The 13,177-nt window shown below is 27.0% G+C and carries 10 protein-coding genes; 6 read left to right on the plus strand and 4 right to left on the minus strand.

From position 1 onward, the window contains the following. The first annotated feature begins 78 nt into the window (after positions 1 to 78). From ACMGDK_RS15235 to ACMGDK_RS15260, 6 genes are all read left to right on the plus strand, one after another. Positions 79 to 1,047 (plus strand): TM2 domain-containing protein, encoded by a 969-nt coding sequence (locus ACMGDK_RS15235; RefSeq protein WP_436808740.1) that lies wholly within the window; start codon positions 79 to 81, stop codon positions 1,045 to 1,047. A gap of 2 nt (positions 1,048 to 1,049) precedes the next feature. Beyond that, on the plus strand, positions 1,050 to 1,658 hold the full coding sequence (locus ACMGDK_RS15240; RefSeq protein WP_436808741.1) for a hypothetical protein: 609 nt from the start codon (positions 1,050 to 1,052) through the stop codon (positions 1,656 to 1,658). Between the two features lie 414 nt (positions 1,659 to 2,072). After that, entirely contained in the window at positions 2,073 to 3,938 is a 1,866-nt protein-coding gene (locus tag ACMGDK_RS15245) for an AAA family ATPase (protein WP_436808742.1), read from the plus strand. Positions 3,939 to 3,940: 2 nt separating this feature from the next. Then, positions 3,941 to 4,744, plus strand: a complete 804-nt coding sequence (locus tag ACMGDK_RS15250; protein ID WP_436808743.1) for a hypothetical protein — start codon at positions 3,941 to 3,943, stop codon at positions 4,742 to 4,744. 328 nt (positions 4,745 to 5,072) lie between these two features. Beyond that, a complete protein-coding gene (locus ACMGDK_RS15255) occupies positions 5,073 to 5,330 on the plus strand; it encodes a helix-turn-helix domain-containing protein (protein ID WP_436808744.1) in 258 nt (85 codons plus the stop codon). Positions 5,331 to 5,333: 3 nt separating this feature from the next. Beyond that, entirely contained in the window at positions 5,334 to 6,419 is a 1,086-nt protein-coding gene (locus ACMGDK_RS15260; RefSeq protein WP_436808745.1) for a hypothetical protein, read from the plus strand. Between the two features lie 343 nt (positions 6,420 to 6,762). Here ACMGDK_RS15260 and ACMGDK_RS15265 read toward each other — a convergent pair whose 3' ends face one another. From ACMGDK_RS15265 to ACMGDK_RS15280, 4 genes are all read right to left on the minus strand, one after another. Continuing rightward, the gene (locus ACMGDK_RS15265; protein ID WP_436808746.1) at positions 6,763 to 7,332 is read right to left on the minus strand and encodes a hypothetical protein; all 570 of its coding nucleotides are present in this window, start codon (positions 7,330 to 7,332) and stop codon (positions 6,763 to 6,765) included. Positions 7,333 to 7,353: 21 nt separating this feature from the next. Continuing rightward, positions 7,354 to 7,959 carry a hypothetical protein gene (locus tag ACMGDK_RS15270; RefSeq protein ID WP_436808747.1) on the minus strand — a complete coding sequence of 202 codons (606 nt, stop codon included), beginning with the start codon at positions 7,957 to 7,959 and terminating at the stop codon, positions 7,354 to 7,356. 94 nt (positions 7,960 to 8,053) lie between these two features. Next, a complete protein-coding gene (locus ACMGDK_RS15275) occupies positions 8,054 to 9,964 on the minus strand; it encodes an AAA family ATPase (protein ID WP_436808748.1) in 1,911 nt (636 codons plus the stop codon). A 2-nt stretch (positions 9,965 to 9,966) separates the two neighbouring features. Next, entirely contained in the window at positions 9,967 to 13,077 is a 3,111-nt protein-coding gene (locus tag ACMGDK_RS15280) for a GmrSD restriction endonuclease domain-containing protein (protein ID WP_436808749.1), read from the minus strand. Positions 13,078 to 13,177 lie beyond the last annotated feature (100 nt).

Genomic DNA, 13,177 nt, shown 5'->3' on the forward strand with positions numbered 1-13,177 from the left:
TGTACGGATTGGCTTAAAGTTCCACGCTTTTTCTATGAATTAAACTGCCGTTTTGGAACTGAATGGTTACTAATAATCATGGGAAACTTTTCTTATCTGATTCAGAAAAAATTTCGAGAGCTGAATTCAGAACAACAACGAATCTTCATTAGCGAATTTGAAAGACGAAAGAAATCTGTAGGAATATCTTACCTACTTTGGTTTCTTTTAGGATGGCACTACGCCTATCTTAAAAAATGGGGTTGGCTGATATTATATATCCTTACCGCAGGAGGTTGTTTTATCTGGGCAATTATTGACCTCTTCAGAATTCCTAAAATCGTTGAACAATACAATAATGATCTTGCCTTAGAGATATTACGGGATATTTCGATCATGTTTCCTGATGAGGTTCGGGATTTAGGTGATAAAGATGTTAATAAAAAGGCTGTAAATGACCTTTACATAACTCAAAAAATACAATCGGGAGAAAGTTATTCATTTTATATAATCGTTGGTGTAATCATCTTGTTTAGTGTTTCTGCTTTTTTCTTAAAGCCTGATCGGGCTAAAATGCAGAATGCTATTGTTGATAAAATATTACTACAAAAACCTCAGATTTTTAAAACGATGAAAAACTTCTTTTTAGGAGAAGAAATGACGGAGAAATATTCCCAAAACTTTATTTCCAATACACTTTCTAAAAAAGGGTATTCCAATCTTGGGATATATGAGGAAGATTTTGTTTTGGTAAGAAAACTGGAGTATCGTAACGAGGATTCCAAAGAAAACCTAATTACGGCTTACGGGTTTTTAGGATTTACAAAAGTCTTTTTCAGTGATGAAAACCTGGCAGAGGATAACTTCAGTAATAAGCAAAATAAAAATATCACAGATCACGATTCCAAAAGAACTGATATAACAAGGGTCGAAAGGTATAAACCTAGTACGGGATATAATTATTATGAAGAACAAGCTAAAATTAGAGAAAAAAATAAAGTATCCCAGCACTCTGAAACTGAAATTAACGCTCCCAATCAGCAGGGAGATTCAATACAAATCAATTAATCATGAAAAAATTAATAACATTCATTGCATTCATTAGTTATGTTCTAATTTTTAGTCAGAAAAATATTAATCAGGAACTCGAAGAAGCTGAGAAGTTTGCCAATAACATAATAGAAAATAATCCCGATAAAATCCTAAGCTATTATAAACTGATTAACGGTACTCTTAAAAAAACTAACCCTAATAATGAGAATGAGGACGACGATAGTGAAATCATGATGTCATATAGAATCATTAAAAATAATAATAAGATAATTTACATCAGCAAATCTGATAGCTTTTGGGGCATGGGTGACTGGAATAGTTCGCAGGATTTTTATTTTGATGAAAAAGGAGTTTTGCTCGGAGCTGTAAAAAAAGAGGATTGGTTTTTAGATAATAAATGCGCATGGCAGATCAGATACCGTGGTATTTATAAAAATTATGGAAATCTCAAATTATATAGAATTGATAAGTTTTACAATGAAAATGATAAAGAGGTGGATTTAGATTCTCCCAATTGTAAAAAAAGTAAAAAGGAGGCATTAGAAAATGCTGAAAGAACTGATAAAATCACCTTCAGAAATTTGGAGGGATTTATGAAAGCTGAGAAAATCAAATATTACAAATAAGGTTTGAAAGGAAAAATAAAACAAGAGGAAAGCAAGTAAAAACATGATATTTTGGCACTGAAATAATCAAGTAAAAGCATAAGTCAGAATGCAAGAAGAAGCAAGTAAGGGTATCTAAAAAGGCACTATGAAGTCCGAAAGGGGAAAAGTCCTGATAATAGAGGAAATCGCAACTTTTAAGTCTATTAGAGACTAAGCAATACAAGTGAAATGTTTTAAAAATGCTGAAAATTTATTTTACGATATTATTTAAAAATATCTTGATAACGAATATGTCATTGAGTATTTGGAATGTCTCGAATATCATTTTAAAACTTACTTTAATAAATTTATTTGACCATTAAGAAATTTTAATTAATTTTTACTATTGAAATTTAGCCAATTGTAAAAAGCTAATAATAAAAAAACTAAACTATGAAAAGTTGGAAAACTTTACTATTTGAGAAATCAGATAGTTATTATCTTGAAGAAAACGATCAAATTAAGCCCTTAGAATATCTCCCTTATATAAATAATATAAATATTTTTATAGGAACGAATAATAGTGGGAAGAGTAAGTTTATGAGAGATATTATGTCTCTGCAAGAATTGATCATCCTTGATGAAACCGTTTTTAGGAATATTAATTCGGAAATTGATAGCTATAATAGGTCTCAAAAAAGGATGTCTAAATTGAAAAAATATCCTGGTGTAATTGGAGACTTTGAATCTCTTAGAAGTATGCTATACTTCATTGATAGAATTGGAAGTGAAGCAAAAATAGCTGAAAAAATAAAGCCTAATTTTTATTATATACCTACTCTAAGAACTGCCCATTCTTTATTTGAACAAGGAGAATTAGTAAAAGATGAATACGGAAGGGATGCTTACAAATATCATAAGATTGAGAGTGATATATTTTTGCAAACTTTAAAGAAAAATTATGGTTTAGAGGAAAATGTAAATATTTTTACTGGAATTGATCTGTATAAAGATATATTAAATGCTAGAAACTCTGATAGATATAATAGAGAGTTGTTTAGTAATTTTGAAGATTTTGTAGGTAAGTACTTTTTTAACGAAAAAAAAATAGATATTGTCGCAGAATTTAATTTGGATTATAGCAGAAGTGGAGATAAAAGTCGAGAAAATATAAGAATTCATATTGAAGGAGAGGGAGATTTATATTTATATCAGCTAGGAGATGGCATTCAATCCTTAATAGTTTTGATGTATAAAATTTTCATGGCAGAGAAGAACTCGTATTTTTTTATAGATGAGCCTGAAATAAATCTTCATCCAGGAATGCAGAGATTATTTTTAGAACAAATCACTTCTAATCCTAATCTGAAAGAGAAAAATATTACTTATTTTATTTCTACCCACTCTAATCATTTTCTTGATTTGACTCTTGAAGAAAATGATATTTCTATTTATTCATTTTATTCAAAATTAGATTCTGAAGGTAAACAATTAATAATTAAAAATGTTAATGCAGGAGACAATGATGTTTTAAAAAATATAGGTGTAAATAATTCATCTGTATTTATGGCAAATTCAAGTATTTGGGTTGAAGGAGTCTCTGATAGACTTTATATTAAAGGTTTTTTAAAATCTTATTATGATCACATTGGGGAAAGATTTCCAAAAGAAGATATTGATTTTGCATTTTTTGAATATGCTGGTACTAATTTAGATCATTATTTCTTTGATGAAGGTGTAGATGGGGAAGAAACAAAAATTGAAGAAGAAAAAATAATAAATAACATTAAAGCGATGTCATTATCAAATAGAATTTTCTTGCTTGCTGATAGTGATAATGTAGACCCAGATTCTAGTAAAGGAAAGAGACTTGCTAGAATAGAAAGTGCTAAATCTAATAATTTTTATCCCGAAATAATTAGAACTCATCGAGAAATCGAAAATTTTTTACCGAACGAAGTTTGGGAAGATGTTTTAATTTCACTATGTAATAAAACCCTTGTTAATAGAGATGATTCGATAATTAAAGAAAGAATCAATGAAACTCTAAAAAATGTAAATAGTAGTGATTATTCTACAAGATATATTGGAGAGTTCTTAAATGAAATCAGGGCTAATATGGGAAAAATTGATGGAAAATATATTTTAAATCAGTCTGAATATGAAGTAGGCGAGAAAGGCAATATAGGGACTTTAAAGAATAAAAGGGCATTAAGTGAATTAGTAGCAAAGAAAGAATTTTCTTGGGAAATTCTAAGTAAAAGTGAAGCCATTGAAAAACTAACTCAAAATATTTATAAATTTATTGAAAACAAATAATTATGAATTGGATTGAGAGGTTTTTAGGGTTCAGATTAGATGTCAGAAACTTTTATACTCTAATTAAAGAGAACATAGCTTTAATTGTAGTTATCCCTTCTGTATTAGGAGGGTTAGAACAGTTGCTTAGGTTATTTATGATTCAGCCTGAGATGGTGAGATTCTTTTCTGTTTCTCAGGTTATTCCTGATGGATTGGCTATAATTATAATGACAACATTATTATTTATTATATTTTATCTCTGGATTAGGCTTTATTATATGCTATTATTACTATCTGAGAAATTTAAAATTTATTCAATAGGAATGTTTCTTTTAAGTTTAAGTATACTTCTTTTCTTGATTGGAATTGAAGATTATGTTATGGATAATTATGTATTTGTAAATGCGTTCAGAAATCTAAAAAAAGAATTTAATTTAATTAATATTTTCTTCGCTGTACTTGCTTCTCCTATTGGTGTATTGGTAATCTATTTTTTATCTACAATAAGTCAAATACGCCCCAATTTTCATTTTCTTTTTAGTAATAATAATTTTGTCAAAATAGCTTTTATATTTTTAATGACTACAGTTATAGCTTTCCCACCTATCTATAATTATGATTATTTATTAAATTTTGCTTTTTTAAAAAATGACTTAAAAGATACTTATAAAAACCTTAAACATCTTGAGTCTATTGATATTGAATATGTAAATGATAAATATGTTATTGTTGAATTAACAACCACGGACTATTGTAATTGTGGTAAGAATCATTTGTATAAAGTTTATTTATTAGATGATGTAATTAAAGGTGATGCGAATTAATATGGAATTTAAATTACCTTATGGATAAAAGAAAGAATGTTTAAATATTTCTTTTGGATTGATACTCACTAAGATTCTACCTAAAAAATTAATTGAGTGTATTTTTTTTGTTGATTTCTCTATTTATTGAGCTTATAATAGCCAATTAGCCTTATCTAGGTATAATATGACAAAGCGATCATTTGGTCGCTTTTTTAATATGAAATTTTTGTTACTGAAAATCAATGTTTTCTGTTTTTGGTATCAAATGACTATATGAAATAACTATCGTTTTAATGTTACTGCAGTTAATTAAAATAAATACTGTTTAACAAAAAAAATTAAGGCAATGGATAAAAAATTAGCATTGTATGTATTCAAACAAAATCGAAAATTAAAAAAAGAAATTAAGCAGCTCAGAAATCTTATCAATGAAAAATGTAATTTTAAGGAATTATTGACAGTGAAAGAAGCCTGTGAGCATTTTGGGTTTAGTCACAAAACTTTTTACCGATACAAAGATATGGGACTAAAGACCATTCAGAAAAAACCTAATGCGAAAATTTATGTAAAAAAAATCGATGTTGAAAAATTCTTAAATAAATAAAAAATGGTTGATAGAATAAAATTTGTTGTAGATAATGCAGCATTAAGCGAGGAAATTCTTAGTAAAAAATTCTTTAAAAATAAACCAAATAAAAACGGTGATATTGTTTATACTTATCGGAATAATTATATTCAAGATGATGATATTAACGAAGATGAATCGAATGACGATATGGGAGTTTTGCCCAGTAAGTATAGCAAATATTTATATATTCAGTATGTTCAATATAAAATCTCGAAGAGATTACCAAATGTGGACTATAATGTCAAAAATAAATTAATTATTCACAGAAATATCAGAAAGGATTGGTATGGAATTGGAGTATTGGGCGATTTAGCCTCTAAATCGTTTGAGAGAATAATTAATAGATATGGCAAAGAATTTCAAATAAATAATAAATTATTATGGAAAGCTAGAATTACCCAAATTGAACTAGGTGTAACTCTTCGCTTACCCGTAAAAATGAAAGGTATATTAAGTTGCTTTCAAAGTTTTGAGGGGCTGACCGAAAAAAATATATATAGTGAAAACGGAGTAAGTTTTATTGGAAGTAATTTTTCAGTTTCGTTCTATGATAAAATAGTAAAAATGGAAAATAACAATGAATTGTTCGTTAAATCCAAAAACAAGAAAAAATTAAAAGATAAGGTAACTAAGAAAAATTATTTCTTAAGATTTGAGTTAAAAGTTGATAAAGTAAGTGGATTTTACAATAAAAATTTTGATGATAAGATTAACAATCTATTTAAAATAAAAGATAATTGGAATCATCTTTTGTATTCGATAGCACACTTATATGAAAAGGTAAAATTTATTGATGTCGTATCTCCAGAAGTTATGGATCTGATTAAAGGCGAAGAAAAAAAGCCGATGGATAATCTATTGAAATTTCAAGGAATTAAAAATATTACACCAGATGTTTTTTTCGAGGAATTGTTGCCTCAGATGAAGAAGGAAAAGCAATCAAAATTTAAAAAAGAGTACAGAGACTTTTATAATAATTATGAGCGCAAATTCAGACATGGTTTCAAGGAAGAATTTCGAGCTAAATTAGACGAGAAAATTGATTCATTACTCAGAAGCTCTTAGTATAAAGAGTAATATAATACTTAAATTAGGTATAAAATATAATATATAGGAATAGGGTATAAGGAAGCAAGGAAGTTTCTTGTTTAATCAAGTAAAATAATATTGGGCTATCGTTTAAAGAATAAGATAGGGGATTTGCAATAGCTCACTAATTGATTTACTTTTCAAGCTATAGCCAAATTAATAACCATGATGACGTTAATTAATAAGGCAAATTTCGATGTTCTTTTTTTAGTAATATATTTTCCTATTATGGTATTTAAAAGAGAATTTTCGACCATTAAATAAAATATGTCATAATTAGTTTTCTGATTATGACATTTTTCATTTATTCGTAATTTAATTAATCCTGAATGATAATGTTTGATTGTAATTCAAAGTTGTCGATAGCAAATTGATTAGAAAGGAAAGTGTCATTAATTCCTAATTTTATTGGATGAAATAGATCTTTCGGGGTTTTTATACCATTATAGTATTGATAGGATTTGTAAGAATTTTGTGTAGAGTACAGACCTCTATTTTCCAGCCTACCCTTATTTATATGTCCGCAACTTACCAAAAAATCTGATATTTTATGCTTGATATTTCCATTGAATTTATCTCTAGTGATGAGGTAATAATCCTTAATGTAAAATGTTCTAATATTTTCAATTGAAATTGAATTGTGCTTGTCAATTAGAGAAACTTTCTCCAATTCGCAGATTATTTTGAAGACTGATTTAATATCAATAAAATATTTTTCATCAACTTTTAATTTTGCAAAATTAGCATATGCACCATGGAACATTTCAGAAATAGTTTCTCTATCTAACGAGTATGCTTTTTCTTCTTGGGAAAAAGACATTTCAATGCCATATTTTTCAGGATTTTTTATAATTTTTTTATAGTTTCCCTCTGTTACCAATTTTACCATTTAATATTTTTTTAATGTTCTCTATAATGGACTTTTATTCTGAAGTTTCAATGTTTCAACTATATCTTTAGTTGTATGTAATTCCGCAATTTCTTCCAAGCTTCCAATCGATATTTTTATAGGATCTTCAGATTCACGATGAATATAAAATCTAAATTCTTTTTGATACTCAAATTCTAATGGTTTTTCAAATAATGTAATTTTCTTATTTACTTTTTCCCTATCATAATAATCAATTAATCCATGTTCGAAATCTAATTGCATTTCACCTAATTTTGCTTTAATTAAACTCATGAATTTAGGGAGATCTTTGATCATTACGCAGTGAGATCCAAAATCTTTATTTCTTCGATCAATTTTGACATCATTAGGGTTTTTCCAACCATGAGAAGAAATACAATACAAACTATAAATGTTTCCTAAAACATGTTCATAGGATTCTCTCAGGTGCATTGAAATATAATTTCCTTTGTAATTTAATTTAGGAATTTCAATTGTACCTGATGGTAAATTTCGTATAGAACTTACTCCTTCGTATTTATCTCCTCTTAATTCATTGTCTTCAAATTTTCTGAAAAATTGAATAGAGTTGAAAAAAAGATCACCATTGTAAAATAGATCTTTCATATATTTTTCCTGCCCAAATTTTAATAACAAGATAATGTTATGTGAATTTGTGTTAATGGAATTTTGCATAAAATTTTAAATCTTTATCTATTATCTATTGTTTCCAAATCGTAATATTTTGGAGGGGCTCCCATGCAGTCCCATTATAATGTTCTATCAAATCAATTTCATTACTTGGTAAAGAAATATTGTGCTTGTTAACATTAACTATGTGATGGTGGGTTTTATTAATAGCTTCAGATATGGATTTATAATAATAATTTTTGTCTTTTTTACTAATATCTCTTTTGTATGTAGATCTACCATCGGTTATGCTTTCAAGTTTTATAATATTGCATTTCGAATTTGTAATTCCCAAAGATCCATTAGCATTTTTATATATTAATAAAGATTCTTGCAATTTAAATTCGTAATAAAAAATTTGGTGAGGTTGTGCACTTATAGTAAACCCCATTCTTAAACGACTATTTTTACCTTTTATACATTGATATTTTTTATTTATCTCTAAAGTTTTTAGCTGTTCTCTCAGTTTATAAAATGAATATTCAACTGATTCTAATTCTCTTTTATAGATAAGTGTAGTTATTTCATGATGAGATAATGGGTGCAAAAGAGTATAGAGATGACTGTTGATTGTATCAATATGAAGTGTGCTATTGTTTATCTTTTTTAAAAAATCATGACAAATAGTAATTAACTTAGTTAGTTTATACTCTGGTATTCTTGTAAATTCATTGTCAACTAATTCATAGCTAGGTAATTCAGTTCCGAGTAATTCTTCTAAAGCTTTTCTGAAGTAATTTGCAGCAGCAGGATAATCAGGTTGAGTATCATGATGTAGATAGTTGGTTCCACGTTCATAATAAGATTTTCCTTTATTTATAATAGGTTTATTAATTTTAATTCCATTGGCGTCAATATCATGTCCAACAAAAATTTCTAAATAGCTCCAAGATTTATCACTGAAAATTTGAAATTGACGCTTCGCTAGTTCAAACCAATGACGATCATAAGTTGAAATAAAAATTTGGTATTGCGAAAAATCATCTTGTAATATTTTCAAAATAGGAATTCTATTCCCTGAATCAAGACCAATAAATACATCATCTAAGTATAAAATTTTAATATCAAAATTATTATTTGTTATGCTTAAAGATGATAGATACATGCAAATTGCTATCGCTGAAAGTCTAGCTTCATTTAGATAATCACTATAGCCGTCATTATAATCCAAACCATTTTTTTTAACTTTTAACTTTAGATCAGCATCGGTATACCAATCAGATTTATAATATTCATAATGGAAATTTAATGGTAATAAATCGTAGCCTAGTTCAATATTAAAATCAATGAAATATTTTTGTAGATATAAATTTGTTTTTTCGAAAATGTCATCGAGAGTTGATTTAAGATGTGTTTCGAATGTAGGTAAAAGATTAAGCGCGGTTTTATGTATTGCATCATTTCGGGTATAGCAATTCAATTTTAAATCATCCTGAAGTTGATTCCATCTTTCCTTAAATTTAAAATTACCTCCACTACTGACTGGTATATGATCTCCTAAAATTGTTAAAACAATTAATTCAAATAAGTTAGGATTAGGATCGTCATTAAAGTATATTTTTAATAAATCAGTATAATCAAGGAAGCCTTTTATTAAAGCAGCATCTTGAATAAATTGAATCCTATTGGTTGAGGTATTATTTGTGAAATTGTAACTTACTTCCGACGATTCAATAACTTTTGAATTTATAATGTCGTAATCAGAAAATTCAATTTTTATTTCTCCATCTTCTCCGTCTTTATGTTTATTTTTTGCAAATATAATTGAATTATCTCTTGAACTTAGAAAGAAATGGTTTATTGCTTTATATAGAGAGCTTTTTCCGCTACCATTCTCTCCATATATTAATACATTTTCACCATTATTTAATGAAATTGGTTCATATTCGCCAAAATAACCTTTGTAATTATTTAAATGAATTTTTGTGATCCTTTTTTCCATAATTATAAACTAGATTCAATATCATTAAGATTTGCAATATTCATTATTTGAATTAAATGTGCACCTAATAAATGCTGAGGACTACTTAATTTTTCATAAAAATCAATTATATTTTGTTGTATGTCAATGTAATCTAGGCTGCTAATATCTGTAAGTTCAGTTATATACTTTATGATGTTTATATTTAAACCCTCAAATTCGTTTTTGTAAAATATTTCATAAACCATAGCATCTAAAACTCTTCTATAAAATAAATTAATTTTAGAATTTAATTCACTGTTTTTTATATAATCAGTTATTAATTTGAAGGGCTTTTGCTCATCTATGCTCAATATAGGTATTTCAATATTATTAATATCTGACATAGTTAATTGAATAATATTTGAGTTTGTACCACTTATTTTGTTTTTGAAATATCTAAAATAATAGTACTTACTACTTAGTAGTGCCAAAATAAATTCTTGTAATATAGAAACCCTATGAACTACAATACCTACTATTTGATTACTAAATGCAAGTTTTTCATTAACCAGAGCAACATTAAAACGATCTGTATAGTTATAAATTCTTGATAAAAGTATTTTTGATTTTGAATCAAAAATATTTCTTAAACTCGAATCTTCATCTATTTTTATTTGACTTAAATCTCCCTCATTAATTTTTAGGTTTTTAAAGTCAAGGTTATATAAATATTTATAATTAATTGATGGGTGAAGATTTTTGTTATCATCAATATCTCTTTGAGGCATAAGTCCCAAATTAATGTGAGCAATTTCTTTCAGATATGCAGTGATTTTGTTTGTTGTATAAGTTTCCTGATAAAATTTATTTTTAAAATTCTTCACATTTTTTTCGAAAGTAGATTTATCTTTAATACTACTCATATTTGCGAATAAGTTTTTGAGATAATTACGTATATCCGCCTTGTTGTTGATGATATTTTGTATAGGTATATCAAACAGAAAATACCATAATGCATAGAAACTTTGTTGAGTTCTTCTAGCATTTCCAATCATAAATATCTCATCAAGATTTTTACTGAGAATTAAGTTTGAACTTTGATCGTCATCAGTTAATAGTATTTTTAATTTTTTTATAAAATCAAACTCTAAATAGTTTATTGCCTTGATAAAATCTTCTTTGGCATCTATATTTTCTAGGACTCGTGTGATTTCGACCTTGGATTTTACTCTAAAATTTATTTTACTTCCAACTTTGTATATATCAATTTCATCAGGATAGTAATTATTGAATAAATCTAAAGTGTAATCGATATTATTATTCCAGCAATATTGAAAATATGCTAAGGCTGTGTATATATTTTCATCTTCCATTCTGGAATTATTTTTTCTAAAATAAAACCACGGTGAATGGTTGTGATGAACAGACTTTATAGTACTGATAATATCTCTTGATATATATGAGTTCCACATTTCAAATGTGTCATCTTTGATTGGGTAAGGCTTATTGTTTAGTCTGACAAATAAATCAACTGGTTCAAAGTTTTTATTATTTTTATAATCAATTTCTATTACCCAAAGATCAAAATTTTTAATTTTTTCTTGATTTTCTGTACTTAGTGCTTGAAACTTTTTTCCATGCAAGTCTTTAAGGATTTGGTTTTTTAGATTTAAAGTAAAGCCATTTTTATTTGATTTCCTAATCTTATTATTCTCGTCAAGATATGTCTTTTCCATAAAAGCTAATATGCTTAACAATCTTTGTTGACCATCTAAAACCTCGGAAATGCCATCTTCTCTCTTGTAAACAAATATCGGAGGGAGTTTTATACCCAAAATAATACTTTCAATTATTGATGAAGATTTTTTTTGATTTATAACTTCATTTCTTTGATACGGTGGACGGATAAGAAATTTTTGCCGTTCCATTTGCCTACAAACATCCATAATTGCTATTGAAGATGGTTCGGGTTTATTAATTCTTAATTCATCAAAGCTTATTCTTTCCTCATTTTCTGGAGAAATATCTTTGTTACGTTGTTTAAAGTCTAAGGAGTAATCTAAATAAATTTTTAGATCTAAATTGAAACGTGTTTCGAGAAATGATGCAAGAGAAGAATATCTACTATATAGCTCTTTTGAAAAAGAACTTCTATAAGTATCAAAAACTGCTATATTATTAATTACGAATCTTACAATGTCTTTTATAAAATTGTTATTATTAATCTTAGAATGTTCAACTTCTTCATTTTCTAGAATAGATAACCCCCAAAATAGGGATTCCGATATTAGCCTGTTATATGTTTGATCTGTAACTTTATTAAACTCTTCCTTTATTCGAGTTAATAAATTAATTTTGCTTATGAAGCTAGCATAAATATGTTCTATTTGTGAAATATCAATTTTATCAAACAATCCATCATAAAATTTTGATATAATTGTTTGTTTTTTTGTTGAATAATATTTAATGGGAATTTCATGTTGTACCAAAAGCTGTCTTATTAGCTTTAACATGACCTCAATATTGTTTTTCTCAAAATGAAATATATTGGAAATATTCCTATAAATAATTTCATCATCTTGCAATTTTCTTTTAAAAAATGAGTTTACATCATCATCAAAGTAGACCGCATTATTAATTTCGGTAGGTTTAAGAGGTGTAATCCCAGAATTATATCTTTTAAAAATTTCCTTTTTTACAATTTCCTCAATATCATCATTTATTCCCTCTCTGGAATGAAAACTAAATTCAATGATTCTTAACTTTGTATCACGGAAAAGATCCTGTAGTTCCATATCAATATCCTTAAAAAAGATATTTGCAACCCCTGAATTACCTAGTTTTTGTAATCCACCTTTTTTAAGTTTCAGAGTATTATTTTTATATCTTAAAATCGTCTGATATCTCTGTCTCCCGTCGATAACCTCTATTTTATCGGAATTTCTAAAATATACAAGCGGTGGAATTTCAGTACCAAGTAAAATACTTTCAATAAAATATGTTGCTTTTTCATCATCCCAAACATAGTTCCTTTGGTACGATGGACTGAAGTCTGTATTTTTAACTCGGTCAGGATTATAAAATAGGCTGTCGATTGACATAACTTTTGCCTCAATTTTAATTTTATTTTCAAAAATTTCCTTTATATCCATAAAAAGTGTACATATTAATTGCTAATAACAAAGATATGAATCATCTATCAATGTTTTTATTAAAGTAGGACAATTTAGTTAATACAAACTAAAATTATTT

Source organism: Chryseobacterium hilariae (genome assembly GCF_051400735.1).
Taxonomy (GTDB): domain Bacteria; phylum Bacteroidota; class Bacteroidia; order Flavobacteriales; family Weeksellaceae; genus Chryseobacterium.